Origin of the sequence: Amycolatopsis sp. cmx-8-4 (assembly GCF_046548675.1) — a bacterium.
Classification (GTDB): Bacteria; Actinomycetota; Actinomycetes; order Mycobacteriales; family Pseudonocardiaceae; genus Amycolatopsis.
On the sequence record NZ_JAEBDZ010000001.1, the window covers coordinates 572,944 to 593,167 of the forward strand.

Annotated in this window: 20 protein-coding genes; 11 read left to right on the plus strand and 9 right to left on the minus strand. The window is 72.0% G+C overall.

Features of this window, described 5'->3' with window-relative positions; genetic code table 11:
• Positions 1 to 64 precede the first annotated feature (64 nt).
• From ACLJQZ_RS02810 to ACLJQZ_RS02820, 3 genes are read left to right on the plus strand one after another with little or no spacing between them, the layout of a single operon-like run.
• Entirely contained in the window at positions 65 to 871 is an 807-nt protein-coding gene (locus ACLJQZ_RS02810) for a TrmH family RNA methyltransferase (RefSeq protein ID WP_410618384.1), read from the plus strand.
• Between the two features lie 51 nt (positions 872 to 922).
• Positions 923 to 1,543, plus strand: coding sequence for a DUF2537 domain-containing protein (locus tag ACLJQZ_RS02815; protein WP_410618385.1), 621 nt, complete (start codon positions 923 to 925; stop codon positions 1,541 to 1,543).
• Between the two features lie 19 nt (positions 1,544 to 1,562).
• Positions 1,563 to 1,916 carry an MmcQ/YjbR family DNA-binding protein gene (locus tag ACLJQZ_RS02820; protein WP_410618386.1) on the plus strand — a complete coding sequence of 118 codons (354 nt, stop codon included), beginning with the start codon at positions 1,563 to 1,565 and terminating at the stop codon, positions 1,914 to 1,916.
• Between the two features lie 120 nt (positions 1,917 to 2,036).
• Here ACLJQZ_RS02820 and sepH read toward each other — a convergent pair whose 3' ends face one another.
• The 3 genes from sepH to ACLJQZ_RS02835 all read right to left on the minus strand — a co-directional run bounded on the left by sepH (position 2,037) and on the right by ACLJQZ_RS02835 (position 4,998).
• Positions 2,037 to 2,888, minus strand: coding sequence for a septation protein SepH (gene sepH / locus ACLJQZ_RS02825; protein ID WP_410618387.1), 852 nt, complete (start codon positions 2,886 to 2,888; stop codon positions 2,037 to 2,039).
• A gap of 302 nt (positions 2,889 to 3,190) precedes the next feature.
• Entirely contained in the window at positions 3,191 to 4,339 is a 1,149-nt protein-coding gene (locus tag ACLJQZ_RS02830) for an ATP-binding protein (protein ID WP_410618388.1), read from the minus strand.
• Positions 4,336 to 4,998, minus strand: coding sequence for a response regulator transcription factor (locus ACLJQZ_RS02835; RefSeq protein ID WP_410618389.1), 663 nt, complete (start codon positions 4,996 to 4,998; stop codon positions 4,336 to 4,338). Before ACLJQZ_RS02835 ends, ACLJQZ_RS02830 begins: the two co-directional genes overlap by 4 nt.
• 113 nt (positions 4,999 to 5,111) lie before the next feature.
• Between ACLJQZ_RS02835 and ACLJQZ_RS02840 the strand changes: the two genes are divergently transcribed.
• From ACLJQZ_RS02840 to ACLJQZ_RS02865, 6 genes are all read left to right on the plus strand, one after another.
• Positions 5,112 to 5,645, plus strand: coding sequence for a hypothetical protein (locus ACLJQZ_RS02840; RefSeq protein WP_410618391.1), 534 nt, complete (start codon positions 5,112 to 5,114; stop codon positions 5,643 to 5,645).
• Positions 5,642 to 6,736, plus strand: a complete 1,095-nt coding sequence (locus ACLJQZ_RS02845; protein WP_410618392.1) for a peptidoglycan-binding protein — start codon at positions 5,642 to 5,644, stop codon at positions 6,734 to 6,736. Before ACLJQZ_RS02840 ends, ACLJQZ_RS02845 begins: the two co-directional genes overlap by 4 nt.
• Positions 6,733 to 7,419, plus strand: a complete 687-nt coding sequence (locus ACLJQZ_RS02850; protein ID WP_410618393.1) for an ABC transporter ATP-binding protein — start codon at positions 6,733 to 6,735, stop codon at positions 7,417 to 7,419. The genes ACLJQZ_RS02845 and ACLJQZ_RS02850 overlap by 4 nt, the downstream gene beginning before the upstream one ends.
• Positions 7,420 to 7,496: 77 nt before the next feature.
• Positions 7,497 to 8,630 (plus strand): ABC transporter permease, encoded by a 1,134-nt coding sequence (locus tag ACLJQZ_RS02855; RefSeq protein ID WP_410618588.1) that lies wholly within the window; start codon positions 7,497 to 7,499, stop codon positions 8,628 to 8,630.
• 171 nt (positions 8,631 to 8,801) lie between these two features.
• The gene (locus tag ACLJQZ_RS02860; RefSeq protein WP_410618394.1) at positions 8,802 to 10,328 is read left to right on the plus strand and encodes an amidohydrolase family protein; all 1,527 of its coding nucleotides are present in this window, start codon (positions 8,802 to 8,804) and stop codon (positions 10,326 to 10,328) included.
• A gap of 116 nt (positions 10,329 to 10,444) precedes the next feature.
• Entirely contained in the window at positions 10,445 to 11,689 is a 1,245-nt protein-coding gene (locus tag ACLJQZ_RS02865) for a glycosyltransferase 87 family protein (protein WP_410618395.1), read from the plus strand.
• Position 11,690: 1 nt separating this feature from the next.
• On the opposite strand, the gene serC is transcribed toward ACLJQZ_RS02865, so the two are convergent.
• Positions 11,691 to 12,818 (minus strand): phosphoserine transaminase, encoded by a 1,128-nt coding sequence (serC, locus tag ACLJQZ_RS02870; RefSeq protein WP_410618396.1) that lies wholly within the window; start codon positions 12,816 to 12,818, stop codon positions 11,691 to 11,693.
• Between the two features lie 209 nt (positions 12,819 to 13,027).
• Between serC and ACLJQZ_RS02875 the strand changes: the two genes are divergently transcribed.
• The gene (locus ACLJQZ_RS02875; protein WP_326957339.1) at positions 13,028 to 13,345 is read left to right on the plus strand and encodes a hypothetical protein; all 318 of its coding nucleotides are present in this window, start codon (positions 13,028 to 13,030) and stop codon (positions 13,343 to 13,345) included.
• A 42-nt stretch (positions 13,346 to 13,387) separates the two neighbouring features.
• On the opposite strand, the gene ACLJQZ_RS02880 is transcribed toward ACLJQZ_RS02875, so the two are convergent.
• Genes ACLJQZ_RS02880 through ACLJQZ_RS02900 form a run of 5 tightly spaced genes read right to left on the minus strand, consistent with a single transcriptional unit; the run spans position 13,388 to position 18,186 of the window.
• Positions 13,388 to 14,725: a serine hydrolase domain-containing protein gene (locus ACLJQZ_RS02880; protein WP_410618397.1), complete on the minus strand. Its 1,338-nt coding sequence runs from the start codon at positions 14,723 to 14,725 to the stop codon at positions 13,388 to 13,390.
• Between the two features lie 23 nt (positions 14,726 to 14,748).
• Positions 14,749 to 15,369, minus strand: coding sequence for a response regulator transcription factor (locus ACLJQZ_RS02885; RefSeq protein ID WP_326944672.1), 621 nt, complete (start codon positions 15,367 to 15,369; stop codon positions 14,749 to 14,751).
• Positions 15,366 to 16,523, minus strand: coding sequence for a sensor histidine kinase (locus ACLJQZ_RS02890; protein WP_410618398.1), 1,158 nt, complete (start codon positions 16,521 to 16,523; stop codon positions 15,366 to 15,368). The genes ACLJQZ_RS02885 and ACLJQZ_RS02890 overlap by 4 nt, the downstream gene beginning before the upstream one ends.
• Complete coding sequence (locus ACLJQZ_RS02895; protein ID WP_410618399.1) at positions 16,520 to 17,350, minus strand: ABC transporter permease; 831 nt, start codon at positions 17,348 to 17,350, stop codon at positions 16,520 to 16,522. Before ACLJQZ_RS02895 ends, ACLJQZ_RS02890 begins: the two co-directional genes overlap by 4 nt.
• Positions 17,347 to 18,186, minus strand: a complete 840-nt coding sequence (locus ACLJQZ_RS02900; protein WP_410618400.1) for an ABC transporter ATP-binding protein — start codon at positions 18,184 to 18,186, stop codon at positions 17,347 to 17,349. The genes ACLJQZ_RS02895 and ACLJQZ_RS02900 overlap by 4 nt, the downstream gene beginning before the upstream one ends.
• A gap of 323 nt (positions 18,187 to 18,509) precedes the next feature.
• Here ACLJQZ_RS02900 and ACLJQZ_RS02905 point away from each other — a divergent pair, with 323 nt between their 5' ends.
• A complete protein-coding gene (locus ACLJQZ_RS02905; protein ID WP_410618589.1) occupies positions 18,510 to 20,216 on the plus strand; it encodes an SDR family oxidoreductase in 1,707 nt (568 codons plus the stop codon).
• The last annotated feature ends 8 nt before the right edge of the window (positions 20,217 to 20,224 follow it).

The following is a 20,224-nucleotide window of genomic DNA, read 5'->3' on the forward strand; positions in this document are numbered from 1 at the left end:
TACCAGAGTGGCGTGGACGTTCGGACCAGCGAGCGACCCGGCAAGCGGATGACAGACTGGGCGGATGGCCGTGATCCACACCGATGACCGGGATGACCCGCGACTCGACGACTTCCGCGACCTGTCCACTGCGGACCGGCGTCCGGACCGCCCTGGTGGCAAGGGACTCGTGATCGCCGAGGGCACCGTCGTGGTGTCGCGGCTGCTGGCGTCCCGGTACCCCGTGCGCGCGCTGCTGGGCGTCGAACGGCGGTTCGCCGAGCTGGCGGACGACCTGGCCGGGACGGACGCCCCCCAATACGTCACTTCGGCCGAGGTGATGGCCGACGTCGTCGGCTTCCACCTCAACCGCGGCATCCTCGCGATCGCCGACCGGCCCGCGCCGCTGACGGTTTCCGGCGTCGTGGCCGGGGCCGGCACGATCGCCGTGCTGGAAGGCGTGGGGGACCACGAAAACCTCGGCGCGCTCTTCCGCAACGCGGCCGCGCTCGGCGTCGACGGCGTGCTGCTCGGCCCTGGCTGCTCCGACCCGCTGTACCGGCGCAGCGTGCGCGTGTCCATGGGACACGTCCTGCGCGTCCCCTTCGGGTACCTGACGGACTGGCCGGGCGGGCTCCACGACCTGCGGGCGCGTGGGTTCGCCATCGCCGCGTTCACCCCGCGGCCGGGCTCGGTCCCGCTGCGCGAGCTGCGTGAGCACGCGCCGGGTCCGGTCGCCCTGCTGTTCGGCGCGGAAGGGCCCGGACTGACCGAGACGGCGCTCGCGGCTGCTGATCACGCGGTCCGGATACCCATGCCCGCCGGAGTCGACTCCCTCAATATCGCGACGGCCGCCGCCGTGGCGTTCTACGAACTGGTCTCGGGTGACTAAGGTGACGGCGATCTCTATTCTCGGCTGACCCCGTCGGCGCGAAAGGACCCCATGGAGCTGCGGATCCGCGGTGAGCGCGCGGTGCTGGCCGGACCCGGTGGCGACCAGGCGCGCGAGGTGGATCCGTACAAGCTCGCGATCGGCGGGGACCTGGCGCAGGCCCTGCACGAGTGGGCGCGGGTGGCCTCCGCCGTGTCCGCCGACCCAGGTGCGGAGGCGGCCTCCGTCGTCTCGCAGCGCGGCCGTCAGCTGGCCGGCCGGCTGGCCGCGGTGATGGGCACGGCCGTGCGGTTCGTGGACCCGGTGACCGGCGCCGACACCGTCGTCGAGCCGCCGCCGCGCCAGCCCGAAACCGGCCGCAAGCTGGTCCGGACGGTGCTCGGCCCGCCGGGGCCGCCCGGCGAGCCCACCCCGTGGATCACCGGGCTGATCGTCTCCGCGTTCATCGCGGCCGTGGTCGTGGTGGCGATGCTGGCGCTGGCGACGACGCTGGCGCGCGAGACCAGCAGCTGGCTCGCCCTGGTGGCGTCGGTGGTGGTGACGGCCGGGATCGCGCCGTCGCTGTGGCTGATCCGCCGCACCCCGATCCTGCGCTGGGCCGCCTACGGCGCGGCCGGCGGCGTGCTGATCGCGTGGGTCGGCGTGCTGGTCATCGTCTTCAGCGGCGCCTGACACCGGGGATACTGGCGCGATGGAGCAGCTGGACGCGTTGCGGAAGTTGTGTCTCGCGCTGCCGGAGGCGACCGAGCGGGACAGCCACGGCGAGCCGACGTGGTTCGTGCGCGGTAAGAAGACCTTCGTCAGCTTCGCGAACCACCACCACGCCGACGGCCGGCTCGCCTTCTGGTGCCCGGCGGCGGCCGGGGTGCAGGAGGAGCTGGTGCGCACCGAGCCCGAGCGGTTCTTCCGGCCGCCGTACGTCGGGCACCGCGGGTGGCTGGGGGTGCGGCTGGACGTCGACGTCGACTGGGCCGAGATCGACCGGATCGTGCGCGAGGCCTACCGCCTGGTCGCGCCGAAGTCGCTCGCCGCGCTGGTCGACTGACGCCCCAATGTGGCGTTGGGTGCGTTGGATGCACCCAATGTGGCGTTGGGTGCGCTGGATGCACCCAATGTGGCGTTGGGTGCGCTGGATGCACCCAACGCCACATTGGGGCGCTTGGGGCTAACCGCGCTGCGAGCGGACCCCGAGCAGCACGTCCTCCCAGGACGGCACGATCGGGTGATTCTTTTTGACCTTCGGCCGCGCCGGTTCCTCCGCGGTGGCCGTCTCCTCTTCGGGGTCGGCCGGGACGCGGGGGATCTCGCGGGTGTCGTCGTCCGGGTCCGGCTCGGCGGCCGGCAGCTCGGCGTGCTCCGGCGGCACCGAGTCCAGCGTCGGCTGGAACTCCACGTCGCGGGCCGGGTTGAGCGCGCGGACCGTCCGGGGCGGACGGTAGGCGTTCGGGTCGAGCAGGACCTCGGCGTTCTCGTCCAGGGCCGTCACCGTGCCGCCGTGCGCTCCTGGGGCGAACGCCCAGTGCGCGCGGTTGTCCGAGCGGCCGGCCTTCCAGCGCAGCACGACGACCCAGCGGCCGTCGTCGCCCTTCCAGGAGTCCCAGGTGGCCTGGGAGTAGTCGTGCCCGCGCACGCCGAAGCCGTACGCGACGACCTCGCCGAGCGTCTGGACGTCCGGGCCGTCTTCGCGGACCGGGTGCGCGCTCTGCGCGAGCTCGGCCGTGCGCGACCGCTCGAGCAGGACGGGGTAGGCGTAGCGCTCGACGCGCTGCTCCGGGATCCCGGAGCCGCTCGCGACTTGTTCGACTGACTCGCCGGCGCGGATTCGCGCCTGGATCTCGCGTGGCCGCATCTGGCTCTCCAACTCGATTTCGATCTGGCCGAGGCGGGTGATGTCACCCCGCGCCGCCGCGCGCAGTCTCTCATCGGCCGGGAGGAGGAATTGCGTACGGCTCGCCGGGTCTTCGCACACGATGGACTTACCGTCCTCGTGCAACCCGACCACTCGCAGCGTGCGCATTGTTCGCCTTCCCCGATGCTTCACCGTTGTGGGTGCCCACGTTAGAACGGCGCGTCGGCTTGACGTGCAAGGCGCGCCGAGTCATCACCCAAAGGACCACTGTTCACTTTGTGACTCTCGCATCATCCGTGCCCAGGTCAGCGGCGATCGTGTGACACGCCGACCACGCAAAGTCACGATCGAGTGGATCGCCTCGGCGTGTTCCGGCAAAATCTCCTCCGACTGGCCCAGTCCGCTGGGCCCTGTGGTTTCTGGGACTGGTGTGACTACTGGGACGCGTGGGACGTCGCGAGGTTCCCCGCTCAGGACGGCAGCCGGACGGTCACGGTGAGCCCGCCGCGCTTGCCCGGCTGGGCCTCGGCGGTGCCGCCGTGGGCGTGGGCGACCGAACGGACGATCGAGAGCCCGAGCCCCGCGTTGCGCGTGTCGCCCGTCCGCTCGGCGCCGTTGATCCTGCGGAACGGCTCGAAGAGCGTCGGCACGGCTTCCGGCGGGACCACCGGGCCCGAGTTGCGGACCTCCAGGGCCGGGTCGCCGCGGACCTCGACGTACACCCAGCCGCCGCGGGTGTTGTACGTGATCGCGTTGACCACCAGGTTCGTCACCAGCCGCTCCAGCAGCACCGGGTCGCCCGCCACCGTGCGCGGGCGGAAGCGGGTCTCCACCTTGACGCCCGCCGACTCCGCCTGGGCCGCGGTGGCCCGGACGACCGCCGCGACGACCTGGTCGAGCCGGACCGGCGTGCGCGCGGTCAGGCCGCGGTCGCTGCGGGCCAGGATCAGCAGGCCCTCGATCATCCGCTCGCTGCGCTCGTTGGTGTGCAGCAGGTGCGTGCCGAGCTTCCGCAGGTCGGGCGCGACTTCGGGGTCCGCCATCGCGACCTCGATCAACGTCCGCTGCACGGCCAGCGGCGTCCGCAGCTCGTGGGAGGCGTTCGCGACGAACCGCTTCTGGCTGTCGAACGACTCCGCGAGCCGGTCGAGCATGCCGTCGAAGGTGTCGGCCAGCTCCTTCAGCTCGTCGGGCGGGCCTTCGAGGTTGATCCGCCGGTCGAGCTTGCCCGCCTCGAGCCGCCGCGCGGCCGAGGTGATGTCGTGCAGCGGCCGCAGCGCCCGCCCGGCCATCAGCCAGCCGAACAGGACGGCGAGCGCGGTCGTCGCCACGAGCGCGATCGCCGAGTTGACGACCAGGGTGGACAGCGTCGAGGAGCGGTACTCGTCCAGCGACCCGCTGACCAGCCGGATGGCCATCCCGGCGGGCGCCTGGACCGTGTCGTCCGGGATCCCGTACGCCGCGTCGGCGGCCCCGAGCGACGCCGTCGCGAACCGGGCCGGGTCGGGCAGCGTGCCCTGCACCAGCAGGTAGTCGATGACGACCAGGACCAGCCCGGCCAGCAGGAACAGCCCGCCGTACCAGGCGGTCAGCTTGGTCCGGACCGACAGCGCGTTCACGGGGTGCCGAACCGGTAGCCGGCGCCGGGCACGGTCTCGATCACCGGCGGGTCGCCGAGCTTGCGGCGCAACGTCATCACCGCGACGCGCACCGCGTTGGTGAACGGGTCCGCGTGCTCGTCCCACGCCTTGTCCAGCAGGTCCTCGGCGCTCACCACCGTGCCCTCGGCCCGCATCAGCACTTCCAGCACGGCGAACTCCTTCGGCGAGAGCTGCAGGAACCGGCCGTCGCGCGCGGCCTGGTGCCGCGGCAGGTCCAGCACGACGCCGTCGCGCTGCAGCACCGGCGGCAACGCCGGCCGCGCGCGCCGGGACAGCGCCTGCACCCGGGCGACCAGCTCGGCGAACGCGAACGGCTTGGTCAGGTAGTCGTCGGCGCCCAGGCCCAGCCCGGCGACCCGGTCGGTGACGTCGGCGGCGGCGGTCAGCATCAGCACCCGCGCCTCGCCGCCCGCCGCGACGACGGCGGCGCACACCGCGTCGCCGTGCACCTTCGGCAGGTCGCGGTCGAGGACGACGACGTCGTAGCCGTGCACCCCGACCCGCTCCAGGGCCTGTTCGCCGTCGTAACAGACGTCGACGGCCATCGCGAAGCGGCGAAGCCCCTCCGCGACCGAGTCGGCGAGCAGCCGCTCGTCCTCCACCACCAGCACACGCACCCACCCAGTCTGCCCAGGCGGGCCATAAGCCCCGCATAAGCGACTTCGCTTAGCGCGCCGGAATCCCCCGATCCGTAGACCTTGCCACCGAACCGGAAGAAGGGAGCGAGCCGATGCGAACACGCCTGACGCTCATCGCGGCGATCGGCGCCGCGGTGCTGCTCGCGGGGTGCGGGGCCAAGCCGGACGACGCGTCGAAGGTGGCCTCGATCTCGGGGCCGTCTTCGTCGGCCCCGGCCAAGGCCGCCGACAACAAGAGCGACGAAGACAAGATGCGCGACTTCGCCAAGTGCATGCGCGAGCACGGCGTCGACATGCCCGACCCGAAGCCGGCCGGCGACGGCGGGATGGCGGTCACGCTCGGGGGTGACGCCAAGGACGCGGGGAAGCTCGACGCGGCGCAGAGCGCCTGCAAGAGCCTCATGCCCAACGGCGGCGAGATGAAGCCGCCCAGCGCCGAAGAGCTGGACAAGATGCGCAAGGACGCCAAGTGCATGCGGGACCACGGCATCGACATGCCCGACCCCGACCCGAGCGGCAAGGGCGCGACCCGGATGGGTGGCCCGGGCGACGACCCGTCGAAGTTCGAGGCCGCCGCGAAGGCGTGCGGGCTCGGCATGTCGATGCACGCGGAACCGGCCCGATGACCGAGACGATCGAATCCCGGCCGCGACGCCGGGGCCGGGCGCGCTGGTTCATCGCCGCGGCCGTGCTCGTCGTGGTGGTGGGCACCGGCTCCGCCGTGATCCTCACCCGCGTCTCCTCCGCCACCTCGGTGCAGGAGGCCGCTCCACCGCCCGTCGAGACGGCGGAGGTGGCCAAGACCGACCTCGCCGAGGAAGAGGAGGCCGACGGCACCCTCGGCTACGGCGAGGAGTCCTCGGTCGCCGGCCGCAAGCCCGGCACCGTCACGTCGCTGCCCGACGCCGGCGCGACCCTCACCCGCTGCCAGGCGGTGTACGGCGTCGACGCCAAGCCGGTGCCGCTGTTCTACGGCACGCTGCCGTTCTACCGCGACCTCGCCCAGGGCGCGGCCGACGGCGCCGACGTCAAGCAGCTCGAGGAGAACCTCAAGGCGTGCGGGTACGGCGGTTTCGGCACGCCGGACAAGAAGTTCACGTCGGCGACGGCGGCCGCGCTGAAGAAGTGGCAGAAGGCGCTGGGGCTGGACCAGACCGGCGCGTTCGGCCAGGGCGACGTCGTCCTCGCGGCGGGTGAGCTGCGGGTGTCGGCGGTGTCGGCCAAGCTCGGCTCGCCGGCCCAGGGCGAGGTGCTCAAGACCAGCGGCACCGTCCGCTCGGTGCAGGTCAAGCTCGACGCGGCCAAGCAGGACCTCGCCCAGCAGGGCGCGAAGGCGTCCGTGACGATCAACGGGAAGACGTCGAAGGGCACGATCACCGACGTCGGGAAGTCCGCGGTCGAGGGCAAGGACGGGGCGGGCCAGGACGACGGCAAGCCCAAGATCACCGTGACCGTCCAGCTGGACGACCCGGCCGTGGCCGGCACGCTCGACTCGGCCCCGGCGACCGTCCGGTTCACCAAGGACGTCCACTCCGGCGTGCTCGCGGTGCCGGTCGGCGCGCTGCTCGCGCTCGCCGAAGGCGGTTACGCCGTCGAGGTCGACGAGAACGGGAAGCGGCGGCTCGTCGCCGTGCGAACGGGACTGTTCAGCGGCGGCAAGGTCGAGGTCAGCGGTAGCGGCCTGACCGCGGGCATGCGGGTGGTGACGACGTCGTGACGCCCGTCCTGCGCGTGCACGAGGTCACGCGCGCCTACCCCGGCGGCGTCGCCGCGCTCGACGGCGTCTCGCTGAGCCTGGAAGACGGCGAGATGGTGGCGATCGTCGGGCCGTCCGGGTCCGGGAAGTCCACGCTGCTGCACCTGATGGGCACGCTCGACCGGCCGTCCACCGGCCGCGTCGAGCTGCGCGGCCACGACGTCGCCGTGCTGTCCGACCGGAAGGTCTCGGCGCTGCGGTCGCGCTGGATCGGGTTCGTGTTCCAGCAGTTCTTCCTCGACGAAGGGATGAGTGCGGTGGACAACGTGTGCACCGGCCTGCTCTACGCCGGGGTGCCGCGGCGGCAGCGGCGCACGCGGGCCCGGGAGGCCCTCGACCGCGTCGGGCTGGGACACCGGGCGTGGCACCGGCCCGGCGAGCTGTCGGGCGGGGAACGCCAGCGCGTCGCGATCGCCAGGGCCGTCGTCAACGACCCGGCGATCCTGCTGGCCGACGAGCCGACCGGCAACCTCGACACCGCCACCGGCGCGGCCGTGCTCGCGCTGCTCGGCGAGCTGTCCGCCGACGGCACGACGATCGTGGTGATCACCCACGACCGGGAGATCGCCGCGGGCATGCCGCGGCGGATCGAGCTGCTCGACGGGCACCTGCGGCTCGACACCGGTCTGGTGGGTGCGCGGTGATCGCCCCACCCGAGGTCCAGCTGCCCGAGCCGGCCCGGCTCAAGCCACCGGACGTCGTCGCGCTCGGCGCCCACGGCATGCGGACGCGGCCCGTGCGCGCGGTGCTTTCCGCGCTGGGCATCGCGATCGGCGTCGCGGCGATGGTGGCGGTGCTCGCGATCCCGGCGTCCGGCGCGCAGGCCCTGCACGACCGGCTGGCCGCGCTCGGCACCAACCTGCTCACCGCCGGGCCGGGGCAGACGTTGTTCGGGGCCAACGCGACCCTGCCGGACGACGCCGTCGCGATGGCCAAGCGGATCGCGCCGGTGACCGCCGCGACCGGCACCGGGACGACGTCGGCCAGCGTGCGGCGCAGCGACAAGATCCCGGTGGACGAGACGTCCGGGCTCGGCGTCTTCGCGGCGCGGCCGGACCTGCTCGAGGTGCTGGGCGGGAAGGTCCGCTCGGGGGCGTTCCTGGCCCCGGGCAACCGGAACTACCCGGTGACGGTGCTCGATGCGCAGGCCGCCGCGCGGCTCGGCATCGACCACGTCGACCCTGCACGGCCGCCGCAGGTACTGATCGGCACGCAGTGGTTCACCGTCATCGGGATCCTCGGGCCGATGCCGCTGGCGCCGGAGATCGAGCGGTCGGTGCTGGTCGGCTGGGACGTCGCGGAGCGGCTCCTCGGCTTCGACGGCCACCCGTCCACGGTGTACGTCCGCGCGAACGAGTCCGAAGTGGACGGTGTGCGGTCGGTGCTGGGCGCGACGCTGAACCCGCAGGCGCCCAACGAGGTCGAGGTCCGCCGCCCGTCGGACGCGCTCGCCGCGCAGAAGCTCACCGACAACACCTACAGCGCGTTGTTCCTCGGCCTCGGCGGGGTCGCGCTGCTCGTCGGCGGCGTCGGGGTGGCGAACACGATGGTCATCTCGGTGCTGGAGCGGCGGCGCGAGATCGGCCTGCGCCGCGCGCTCGGGGCCACGAAACGCCAGGTGCGCGGGCAGTTCCTGGCCGAATCGGTGCTGCTGTCCGGGCTCGGCGGGCTGGCCGGCGTCGTGACCGGGGTACTGGTGACCGCGGGCTACGCGCTGAGCCAGGGCTGGCCGGCCGTGCTGCCGGTCGGCGCGCTGGCCGGCGGGGTCGGCGTCGCGGCCTTGGTCGGGGCGGTCGCCGGGGCGTACCCGGCGGTCCGCGCGGCGCGGCTCGCCCCGACGCGGGCGCTCGCCTGAGCCGTCACTTTCGTACCGAAAGTGTCTTCGGATCACTTTTGGTACGAAAGTGGCGCTTCGGTCGCACCTTCGCGTGTGCCCTACACCGGAATTGAGCAAGGTGGAAGATTCCCCGACCGGGCTCGCGGCGTTGAATATCGATCAAATCCGTTGATCGAAGGGGCGGCTGCCGTGGTGCGCGTCGAGGCGAACAGACGTGATTTCCTCCGCTGGCTGGCGACGGCCGGCGCGGGGCTCGCCGCCGCGGGCGTCGCGCCCGCCCTCTTCGCCCAGGAAGCCGCCGCGGCCGGCACGGACGTCGTCGTCGTGCTCGGCGCCACCGTCGTCGACGGCACCGACGCCCCGGCCCGGCCGAACTCCGCGGTCGTGCTGGTCGGGGACCGGATCGCCTGGGTCGGCCCGGCGGCCGAGCTGCCGCACCGCGCCGGCGCGCGGATCGTCGACGGCCGCGGCCGGTACCTGGTCCCCGGTCTCTGGGACATGCACGCCCACGGCATCGACTACGAAAAGATGTGGCCGCCGCTGTTCCTGGCCAACGGCGTCACCGGCATCCGCGAGATGCAGGGCTACGACGAGAACCGCGCCACCCGCGACAAGATCGTGCGCGGCGAGCTGCTCGGCCCCCGGGTCGTGCTGGCCAGCTCGATCCTCGACGGCCCGGTCACCCTGCTCGGCCCGCCGATCACGCAGGTGGCGACCCCCGAAGAGGGGCGCGCGGCCGTCCGGACCGCCGTCGAGCAGGGCTCCGACTTCGTCAAGGTCTACTTCTACCTGCCGAAGGACGTGTTCCTGGCGATCGCCGACGAATGCCGCCGCGTCGGCCTGCCGTTCGCCGGGCACTGGCCGTACCGGCTGCGCCAGGTCGAGGCCGCGAGGGCCGGGCAGCGCACCTTCGAGCACCTCTTCGGCCTGTCCATCGCCACGTCCCGGCGCCGGGACGAGTTCCTGGCCCGCCTCGACGCGACGCCGTTCGACCCGGACGCGAAGCGCGACTTCTTCAACCTCGCCCGCGACCTCGACCGGCAGGCGGCCCAGACCTACGACCCGGCCACCGCGGAGCGCCACTTCGCCCAGCTCAAGGCGCTGGACAACTGGGTGAGCCCGACGTTCACCGTCAACCGCGTGATGTCGAGCCCGACCGAGACCTACGCGCACGACCCGCGGCTCAAGTACGTCTCGCAGGACATCGTCGACTACTGGGCCGACCGGCTCCCGATGTTCACGCCGGTCACGGCCGAGCAGATCGCCCAGCAGAACGCGTACTTCGAGGCGCAGCTGCGGCTCGTCGGCGCCGCGCACCGCGCCGGGCTGGGCGTCCTCGGCGGCACCGACTGCCTGAACCCGTACGTCTTCCCGGGCTTCAGCCTGCACGACGAGCTCGGCTACCTGGTCCAGGCCGGGCTGTCGCCGCGGCAGGCGCTGCAGACGGTGACGCGCGACGCCGCGCGGTTCCTCGGCCGGTCGGCCACCGCGGGCACGATCACCCCCGGCAAGGTCGCCGACGTGGTGCTGCTCGACGCGAACCCGCTCACCGACATCCGCGCGGTCCGCCGGATCGACACCGTCGTCACAGCCGGCCGCGTGCTCGACCGGGCACGCCTGACCCGGATGCTGGCGGACGCCGAGACGGCGGCGAAGCAGCCGCTGGCGAGCGCGAACAGCAGGTCAGTGGGCTTGCCGGTGCGGGGCTGCTGCTGAGCGCCCGGTAATCTCGGCCGGTCTAAGACCGGGCTCGAGGGGGACGCGTGACACTGGCAGAGCGGCTGTTCGGGGGCTCTGGGTGGCGGAGCCCCCAGCCCGGGGCGAAGCCCCGGATGTCACAGTGGTCCGGGCGGAAGCTGGCGGGGGCGCTGGTCGCCCTCGAGATCGCCGCCGTGGTACTGGTACTCGTGCTGAAGCGGTTCGACGGCCTCGACCTGGAGGTCTACCTGGGTGGCGCGAAGGCGCTGGCCCAGCAGGGCTCGCCGTACGACGCCTGGGTGCCGACGTCGCACCAGATCCTGCTGCCGTTCACCTACACGCCGTTCGCGGCCGCGGTGTTCCTGCCGGGCACGCTGCTGCCGTTCGCGGCGACGATGAAGCTCGTCAGCATCGCCTCGATCCTCGCGACCGGCGTCGTCGCCTACCTCTACGTCGCGACGCTCAACGGCTCGCTGACCGACGCCTCGAAGGTCCACGGCCGCGCGGTGGCGGCGCTCGTGGCGATCGTGGCGCAGCTGGCCGGCGCGCTGCTCGAGCCGGTGCGCTCGACGCTGGGGTTCGGGCAGATCAACGCGCTGCTCATGGTCCTGGTGGTGCTCGACGTCCTGCTGCCCGGCAAGCGCGGGCGGACGAAGGGCCTGCTGATCGGCGTGGCCGCGGCGATCAAGCTGACGCCGGCGGTGTTCGTCGTCTACTTCCTGTTCCGCCGCGACTTCAAGTCGGCCGCGCGGGTGGTCGCCGGGTTCGTGGCGGCGGGCGCGCTGCTGTGGCTGATCCGGCCGTCGGCGTCCTTCACGTACTGGACGAAGCTCGTCTTCGACGCGGGGCGCATCGGCGGCGTCGACTACGTCGGCAACCAGTCGCTGCGCGGCCTGGTGACGCGGCTGGGGCTGCCGGAAACCGCCGGGAACGTGGTGTGGCTGCTGGCCGCGCTCGCCGTGATGGCGGTGGTCGCGGTGGTGATCGTCCGGGCGGCCGAGCCGGTGCTCGGGCTGACCGCGTGCGCGCTCGGCGGGCTGCTGGTGTCGCCGATCTCCTGGACGCACCACTGGACGTGGTGCGTGCCGATCCTGGTCATGGCCGGGTACTACGGCGTCCGGTCCTGGCGCACCGACCGCGCGGTGACGTGGTGGGCCGGCGCGGTCGTCGTGGCCGGCCTGACGCTGTTCATCTGGGGGCCGATGTGGTTCGCCCCGCGCCCGGCCTCCTCGGCCGGCTGGTGGCTGGCGACGGAGTCCTACGAACTCTTCGGCCTCGCCCTGCTGGTCCTCGCGGCCTTCGCCGCACCTCGCCTGAAAGCCGTGAAGGCCTCCTTACCGGCTGTAAGAGCCGGTAAGGAGGCCTTCACGGACGTCTAGGTCAGCTGCCCAGGCGCTCGACGACGTACTCGATGCTCTGGGTGAGCTTCGTGATGTCGTCCGGGTCGATGGCCGGGAACAGGCCGACGCGCAGCTGGTTGCGGCCCAGCTTGCGGTACGGCTCGGTGTCGACGATCCCGTTGGCGCGCAGCACCTTCGCCACCGCGGCGGCGTCGACCTCGTCGGCGAAGTCCACCGTGCCGACGACCTGCGAGCGCAGGTCCGGGTCCTTCACGAACGGCGTCGTGTAGCTGGTCGTCTCGGCCCATTCGTAGAGCCGCGACGACGAGTCCTTCGTGCGCGCGGTCGTCCACTCGAGGCCGCCCTGGCCGTTCATCCACTCGATCTGCTCGGCGAGCAGGAAGAGCGTGGCCACGGCCGGGGTGTTGTACGTCTGGTCCTTGCGGGAGTTGTCCAGCGCGGTGGTCAGCGACAGGAACTCCGGGATCCAGCGGTCGCCGCCGCCGATCTCGCCGATCCGCTCGACCGCGGCGGGCGAGGCCAGCGCGATCCACAGGCCGCCGTCCGCGGCGAACGACTTCTGCGGCGCGAAGTAGTAGACGTCGAAGTCCTCGGCCTTGACGGGCAGGCCGCCGGCGCCGGAGGTGGCGTCGATCGCGACCAGCGCGCCGTCGGAACCTTCGGGACGGCGAACCGGGACGGCGACACCGGTCGACGTCTCGTTGTGCGCCCAGCCGACCAGGTCGGCCCCGGCCTCGTAGGCGATCTCGGGCGCGCTGCCCGCTTCGGCCTTGACGACGATCGGGTCGGCCAGGAACGGCGCGCCCTTGGTGACGGAGGCGAACTTCGAGGAGAACTCGCCGTAGGTGAAGTGCTGCGAGCGCTCGCGCACCAGGCCGAACGCGGCCGCGTCCCAGAACGCCGTGGTACCGCCGTTGCCGAGGATCACCTCGTAGCCCTCGGGGAGCGAGAACAGCTCGGACAGCCCGGCCCGGACGCGTCCGACGAGCGACTTGACCGGCTTCTGCCGGTGTGACGTACCGAGGTAGGTGGAACCGGACTCCGCCAGGGCGCTCAGCTGCTCGGCGCGGACCTTCGACGGTCCGCAGCCGAAGCGGCCGTCGGCCGGCTTGAGATCTGCGGGGATGGTCAACTCAGCGTCGGTCATGTGGCCAGTCTCTCAGGTCGGGACGGAGCAGGTCGAAGCGGTTCGGAATCAATACTGTGACGCGAAGCGTCTCCGTTGAGGGCGGTGGCGGGGGCATGGATGGAGTGTCCGGAATGTGGAATCGGCGCTGTTCCGGGCAGTGGGACGCGCTGCCGTGACCGTAAAAACACGGTTACCGGATGCCCTGACCGGGGCTACCTTGCCGCGTCATGACGACTGTGCAGCACAGCTTCCCCGCGCCGCCCGAGGTGCTGTGGAACGCACTCCCCGCCGGCGTCGCCGCCGTCGGCGGCCAGGGCCCGTACTACGAGGGCCAGCGTGGTTTCGTGTCCTTCCGCACCGGGATGACCCTCTTCAGCTGGGGCCAGGAGGTCACCGCGACGGTCACGCCGGCCGCGGGCGGGTCGACGCTCACCGTCCTGACCAACCTGAAGTTCGGCCTGTTCGACTGGGGCGAGGGCAAGCGCATCGCCACCCGGTTCGCGGCCGCCGTCGCGTTCTCCGCGGGGACGGTCGCGCTGGCCTGAAGGCCCCGCTCACCCGGCTGGGGGTGTGAGCGGGGCCTCTGGTCAGCGCCAGCCGTCGACGCCGCCCGGCACCGGCGCGGCCGGGTCGTACGGCGTGCGCGTGAAGACGAACGTCGCGAGGTCGAGGTGGGTCGCGACGCCTTCGCCGTCCCGGCCCACCTTCAGCGTCTCGCCGGAGTAGTAGCCGTCGAGGCCGACGTACGTGTCGTCGCCGGCCGGGCGGAAGCGCGAGCCGCGGCCGGCCCCCTCGACCGGGGCCAGCAGGAGCGCGTCACCCTGGATCCGCAGATGGTACGGCGTCGGGCCCCAGTGCCAGAGCCCGGTCAGCGCCAGCAGCGCCGGGTCCACAGTGGACGGCTGCCACTCCGCGGGCAGGTGCGGTTCCAGCTCTTCGGTCGTGGTGATCAGGTCCAGCGCGAGCTGGGTGATGCCGACCCCGGACGTCGAGTTCGTGAGCGCCAGCGCGCCGGTCCGGGTGGCCGGGTCGACCAGCGTGACGGCGAGGAAGCCGGGCATCGAGCCGGTGTGCCCGGCCAGCCGGCGGCCGCGGTAGCGCACGAGCATCAGGCCGAGCCCGAAGCCGGTCGTCCAGACGTCGCTGTCGTCGACGGTGACCATCGTGCGCATCTGCTCGAGGGTGTCCGGGCTGAGCACACCGCCGTCGTCACCGCCGAGGAACGCCGTCCAGCGGCCGAGGTCGGTGACCGTCGACCACAGCTGCCCGGCCGGGGCCATCGCGCCGGCGTCCGGGTGCGGCTCGGGCAGCAGGACGTCGGCGAAGGGGTGCACGGCGAAGCCGTCGGCGTGCGCGCCGACCGGGTGCGGGGTGGTGCGGGTCATCCCGAGCGGGCCGAGGATCTCCTCGTCGAGAACGGACAGCCAGTCCTTGCCGCGGTGGCGTGAGATGAGCTCGCCGAGCACGCCGTACCCGACGTTCGAGTAGTGGAACTTCGCGCCCGGGCGGTGCTTGGTGGCGCCCTCGGCGAGGCTGCCGACGAGCGCGTCCCAGTCGGCGCCGGGGGTGCGTTCCCACCACAGGCCGGGCGATTCGGAGGTCAGGCCGGAGGTGTGGGAGAGCAGCTGGGCCACGGTCGCGGCGCCGAACGGCGTGCCCGGGAGGTGGTTTTCGAGGGGGTCGTTGAGGTCCAGCAGGCCCTCGTCGCGCAGCCGCATGACGGCGGTGGCGACGAGGGTCTTGGTGATCGAGCCCAGCCGGTACTGGGTGTCGGTGCCGGGGACCGCGTCCCCGACGCGCCCCCGCCCGCCGGACCAGACGATCTCCCCGTCACGTACCACGGCGGCGACCAGCGACGGAGCCCGGCAGGCCGCCTGCTCGTGGGCGATCCGGCGGAGCAGTGCGTGTTCGGTCGACTCAAGCATGCTGGCATTCTGCCGCGCGCCGCTCAGGTGAGCAGGTTCCGGGCCATCGCCGTGGTCACCGCGGCCGTGCGGTCCGAGACGCCGAGCTTGCCGAACGTCCGCAGCAGGTGCGTCTTCACCGTCGCCTCGCTGATGTGGAGCGCGCGGCCGATGTCGGCGTTCGTGCCGCCCTTCGCGACCAGGCGCAGCACCTCCACCTCGCGCGCCGAGAGCGACTGGGGCCCCGGGTTGCGGACCCGGTTGACCAGCTTGCCCGCCACCGACGGCGCCAGCACCGTCTCACCGCGCGACGCCGCGCGGATCGCGTTCGCCAGCTCCGTGCGGGACGCGTCCTTCAGCAGGTAACCGGACGCGCCGGCCTCGACCGCGCGCAGGATGTCCGCGTCCGTCTCGTACGTCGTCAGCACGACGATCCGGCGCCCGGGCTGCTCGCGCAGGATCCGTTTGGTCGCGCCGACGCCGTCCAGGCCGGGCATCCGCAGGTCCATCAGCACGACGTCCGGCTGCGCGACGCGGTCGAGCGCGACCGCCTCGTCACCGGAGCCCGCCTCGCCGACGACCGTCAGGTCCGGCTCGGCTTCGAGCATGCCGCGCAGCCCTTCCCGGACGACGGGGTGGTCGTCGACGAGCATGATGCGGATCACGCGGGGACCTCCAGGGTCAGTTCGGTGCCGTCGGCGCCACTGCGGACGCTCAGCGTGCCACCCACCTGTTCCGCGCGGGACCTCATGCCCCGCAACCCGAACCCGGCGGCGCGGTCCGGGTCGAAGCCGGCGCCGTCGTCCCGGACGTCCAGCCGGACGGCGTCGTCCACAAGGGACAGCCGGACGAGCACCGCGGCCGCCGTCGCGTGCCGCCGGACGTTGTTCAGCGCCTCCTGCGCCCCGCGCAGCAGGACCACCTCCGCGGCCATGGCCAGCGCGGGCAGGTCACTGTCCACTTCGTACCGGACGGTCAGCCCGGTCTCGTCGCCGAGCCGGTCGGTCAGCCGGCGGACGGCGTCGACGAGGGAGCCCGACGTGAGGTCGTCCGGCGCGAGCGCGGCGACCATCGTGCGGGCTTCGGCGAGGTTCTCCCGCGCGGTGCGGGCGGCCAGCTCGGCGTGCCGCCGCGCCGCCGCCGGGTCGGTGTCCACTTCGGACTCGATGGCCTGCGCGAGGGTGACGATGCTGGTGAAGCCCTGCGCGAGGGTGTCGTGGATCTCCCGGGCCAGCCGCTCGCGCTCGGCCGCCGTCGCCGCCGCCCGGGACAGCCGCACGACTTCCGCCTGGCTCTCCTCGAGCTTGGCGATCAGGTCGGCCCGCGCCCGGCTCTCCTCGATGACGTGCAGGATGAACTTGCCGGCCAGCACCCCGAACACGATGAGGATCGCGGTCATCGGCAGCAGGATGTGCAGCTCCGGGCCCCGCAGCCCGTTGTCGGCGATCGCCGACGCGGGGCTCAGCAGGATCGCCGCCGTGGTGAGCACCGCGGCCGGCCGGAACTCGAGCGTCATGAACAGCAGCGGGCACGCCATGAACAGGACGAAGCTGGCCGTCGTGTTGGCGAGCACCGCGGTCGCGACCAGGGCCAGGACCACGGCGGCGAACGCCCACCGCTGCCGCGCGTGCTCGTCGTTCCGGACGATCCCGCGGCCCCAGAGCAGGTACGTCAGCGCGAGCGCGGTGAGCGCCCCGACGGCGACGGTGCCGCGGACCGGGTCGGTCTCGTCCAGCAGCACCAGGACCGTCGTGGCGACGTAGGTGACCGCGAAGAGGATCTCCCAGAGCCAGTTGAACCGGTCCCAGGCGTCGTTCACTTCCCGTCGGTCCACCGGAAGCTCAGCCGCGCCAGCACCAGGCCCGCCACGCACCAGATCCCCAGCACCAGCGCCACCCGAGGCAGTTCCCATGAGCCGGCCATCTCCATTCCCACCGCGCCGTCCGGCAGGAACACCGACCGGAAGCCCTGGCAGATCCATTTGAGCGGGAAGAACGACGCGATGTCCACCATGATCTTCGGCAGGTTCGTGATCGGCGTGACGAACACGCCGGAGATGAACTGCAGCACCAGGTACAGCATCTGCACCACGGCCACCGCGCCGGTGGTCGACTTCGCGAGCGAGCTGAGCGCGATCCCGAGCAGCGTGCAGGACACGATGCCGAGCACGAACACCCACAGCAGCGTCAGCCACTTCGCCGGATCGGCCGGCAGCTTCAGCCCGAACAGCAGCGTGCTGACGGCGACCATCAGCACGGTCTGGGCCAGGCTGGACACCGCGACCAGCACCATCTTGCCGATGAAGTAGGACGCCGAGGGCATCGGCGTGCCGCGCAGCCGCTTGAGCGCGCCGGTCTCCCGGTCGGCCGCGACGCCGGTGGCGATGCTGTTGAACGACGTCGAGACGATGCCGGACCCGATCATCCCGGCGGCGAGCAGCTGCCCCGACGTGACGCCGGCCAGCGCGGTCGGGCCGTCCAGGATGGAGCCGAGCAGGATCATCAGCACCGCGGGCAGGGAGAAGGTGAAGACCACCTGTTCCTTGTGCCGGAAGAACTGCCGCAGCTCGGTGCCGCCGCGGGCCAGGCCGAGCGCGAGCGGGCCGGGGAGGGTTCGAGGGCTCCGGGTGGCGGGCGCGGTGGTCATGCCTTGTCTCCGATCAGGTCCAGGTAGATGTCCTCCAGGCTGGGCCTGGTCACGGTGAGGTTCCCCAGCTCGCGGCCGCCCGCGGAGAGCTGGTTGACGAGCTTGGTCGGGTACGCCGTGCGCTCGGTGTGCTCGCCGCGTTCGTCGGTCCACCGCACGGTGGCCTCGGCGCTCGCCCGGCCGCCGAGGTTCTGCGGCGTGTCCTGGGCGACGATCTCCCCACGCGCGATCACCGCGACGCGATCGGCGAGCGCCTCGGCCTCGTCGAGGTAGTGGGTGGTGAGCAGGATCGTCGTGCCTTCGCCGGCGAGGTCGCTGATCAGCGCCCAGAACTGCCGCCGAGCCTCGGGGTCGAACCCGGTGGTCGGCTCGTCGAGGAAGAGCAGCTCGGGCCGCCCGACGATCCCGAGCGCGACGTCGACGCGCCGCCGTTGCCCGCCGGAAAGCGACTTGACCCGCGACTTGGCCTTCTCGGTGAGCCCGACCTTCTCGATCACCTCGTCCGGATCGCGCGGGTTCGGGTAGTACTTCGCGAAGTGGTGCACGGTCTCGGCGACACTCAGCTCGGCGGCATCGTTCGCGGTCTGCAGCACGATGCCGATCTTCGAGCGCCAGTCCCGCCCGGCCTTGCCGGGGTCCTCACCGAGCACGGTCACCTCGCCACCGGTCCGCTGCCGGTGGCCTTCGAGGATCTCGACGGTGGTGGTCTTCCCGGCACCGTTGGGTCCGAGCAGGGAGAACACCTCACCTTGGGCGATGTCCAGATCCAGCCCGGCCACCGCGAGGTGACCGGGGTACTGCTTGCGCAGGCCGCGCACGCTCACTGCTGTGGTCATGGGTCCAGCTTGGTGGTCGGAGGTGTCGATTCCGCCCAACGCGCGACTGAATCCGGCTGTCCACCGATCGGTGGACAGAGTCGTCAGCCGGGTTGGGTTTTGGGCCTCTGGCCTGGGCCTGGGCGTGGTGCCGATGGGCCGCTCGCGCTTCAACCGGCGCGGCGGCTTGCAAGATCGTGCAAGGTTTCCCGTGGAACCACAAAAACGCTGTCATACAAGGGAAATGCACGAACGGCGCCCATCCGGTAGCCCCCGCAAGGGTGAATGATCAGTCGCGTCCTTGTTGACAAGTTGTCTAACATGACGAAATGCCTCACAAGTGGGTGACCGCCAGCGACGGTGTCCGCCTCTCCGTCGACATCGACGGCCGTGACGACGGGCCGACTGTTGTGCTCGTGCACGGCTACCCCGACAACAGCTCGATGTGGGACCCGGTCAAGGCCGAGCTGCGCGGCAAACACCGCGTCGTCACCTACGACGTCCGGGGTGCCGGGCGATCGGACAGGCCGTCGGGACGCTCGTCCTACCGGCTGGACCAGCTGGCCGATGACCTCAAAGCCGTCGTCGACGCCGTCCAGCCGAGCGGCGAGGTGCACCTCCTCGCCCACGACTGGGGCTCCATCCAGACTTGGCACGCCGTCACCGGCGAGGGACTGCGCGGGCGCGTCGCGTCCTACACCTCGATCTCCGGGCCGAGCCTCGACCACGCCGGCGCGTGGTTTCGCGCGCAGCTGACCCGCCCGTCGCCGAAGAAAATCAAGAACGCGCTCGCCCAGTTCCTGCACTCCTGGTACATCCTCGCGTTCCAGCTCCCGTTCCTCCCGCCGCTGCTCTGGCGCACCGGCATCATGCCCGCGCAGATCGCCCGGATGGACCCCGGCGCCGCCAAGCCGAGCACGAAGGACGGCGTCAACGGCCTCGAGCTGTACCGCGCGAACATGTTCACCCGGCTGAGCCGTCCGGTGCCGCGCGGAGCCGACGTCCCGGTGCAGGTGCTGGCCCCGACCGGCGACGCCTTCGTCACGACGCCGCTGCAGACCGAGATCGCCGAATGGGTTCCTGACCTGCGGGTCCGCCGGATCGTCGGGACGCACTGGGTGACCCGCGCCAAGCCGAAGGTCATCGCGGACGCGGCCGCCGAGCTGATCGAGTACACCGAAAACGGCGCCGAGAGCCGCGCGCTCCGCAAGGCGAAAGTCGGACCGAAACAAGGCAGGTTCGCCCACCAGCTGGTCGTCGTCACCGGCGCGGGCAGCGGCATCGGCCGCGCCACCGCGCTCGCGTTCGCCGACGAGGGCGCCGACGTCGTCATCACCGACATCGATCCCCACGCCGCCGCCGAGACCGTGAAACTCCTGCAGGACAAGGGGGTCGACGCCGCTGAGTACACAGTGGACTCCAGTGACGGCCCCGCCGTGCACCGGTTCGCCGAGCAGGTCAAGGCCGAGCACGGCGTGCCGGACATCGTGGTCAACAACGCCGGGATCGGCATGTCCGGGCCGTTCCTCGACACGTCGGTCGAGGACTGGGAACGCGTCATCGACGTCAACCTCTGGGGTGTCATCCACGGCTGCCGCGCGTTCGCGCCGATGCTCGCAGAGCGCGCCGAAGGCGGGCAGATCGTCAACCTGGCGTCCGCCGCGGCCTACCTGCCGTCGAAGATCCTTTCCGCTTACGCCACCACGAAGTCCGCCGTGCTGACGCTCAGCGTCTGCCTGCGCGCCGAGCTGGCCGAGCACCACATCGGCGTCACGGCCGTCTGCCCGGGCATCGTCAAGACGAACATCACCAGCACCACGCGGTTCGTCGGGGTGTCCGACGAGGAGCAACAGCGGCGGCAGAAGGAAAGCTCGAAGTTGTACGCGCGGCGCGGGTTCGGCCCGGAGGGCGTGGCGAAGGACATCCTGCGAGCGGTGGAAAAGGACACCGCCATCGCACCGTCCACTCCGGAGTCGAAGGTCGCGTTGGTCCTTTCGCGACTGACGCCGGGGCTGCTGCGAGCGGCGGCGAAGCTGGACGTCACCCCTTGACCGAACGC

What these genes read in the sequence shown, in the direction of transcription:
- ACLJQZ_RS02810 (WP_410618384.1), top strand. Translation starts at nt 65, where the DNA reads ATGGCCGTGATCCACACCGATGACCGGGATGACCCGCGACTCGACGAC.
- ACLJQZ_RS02815 (WP_410618385.1), top strand. Translation starts at nt 923, where the DNA reads ATGGAGCTGCGGATCCGCGGTGAGCGCGCGGTGCTGGCCGGACCCGGT.
- ACLJQZ_RS02820 (WP_410618386.1), top strand. Translation starts at nt 1,563, where the DNA reads ATGGAGCAGCTGGACGCGTTGCGGAAGTTGTGTCTCGCGCTGCCGGAG.
- sepH (WP_410618387.1), bottom strand. Translation starts at nt 2,888, where the DNA reads ATGCGCACGCTGCGAGTGGTCGGGTTGCACGAGGACGGTAAGTCCATC.
- ACLJQZ_RS02840 (WP_410618391.1), top strand. Translation starts at nt 5,112, where the DNA reads ATGCGAACACGCCTGACGCTCATCGCGGCGATCGGCGCCGCGGTGCTG.
- ACLJQZ_RS02845 (WP_410618392.1), top strand. Translation starts at nt 5,642, where the DNA reads ATGACCGAGACGATCGAATCCCGGCCGCGACGCCGGGGCCGGGCGCGC.
- ACLJQZ_RS02855 (WP_410618588.1), top strand. Translation starts at nt 7,497, where the DNA reads ATGCGGACGCGGCCCGTGCGCGCGGTGCTTTCCGCGCTGGGCATCGCG.
- ACLJQZ_RS02865 (WP_410618395.1), top strand. Translation starts at nt 10,445, where the DNA reads ATGTCACAGTGGTCCGGGCGGAAGCTGGCGGGGGCGCTGGTCGCCCTC.
- serC (WP_410618396.1), bottom strand. Translation starts at nt 12,818, where the DNA reads ATGACCGACGCTGAGTTGACCATCCCCGCAGATCTCAAGCCGGCCGAC.
- ACLJQZ_RS02875 (WP_326957339.1), top strand. Translation starts at nt 13,028, where the DNA reads ATGACGACTGTGCAGCACAGCTTCCCCGCGCCGCCCGAGGTGCTGTGG.
- ACLJQZ_RS02880 (WP_410618397.1), bottom strand. Translation starts at nt 14,725, where the DNA reads ATGCTTGAGTCGACCGAACACGCACTGCTCCGCCGGATCGCCCACGAG.
- ACLJQZ_RS02895 (WP_410618399.1), bottom strand. Translation starts at nt 17,350, where the DNA reads ATGACCACCGCGCCCGCCACCCGGAGCCCTCGAACCCTCCCCGGCCCG.
- ACLJQZ_RS02900 (WP_410618400.1), bottom strand. Translation starts at nt 18,186, where the DNA reads ATGACCACAGCAGTGAGCGTGCGCGGCCTGCGCAAGCAGTACCCCGGT.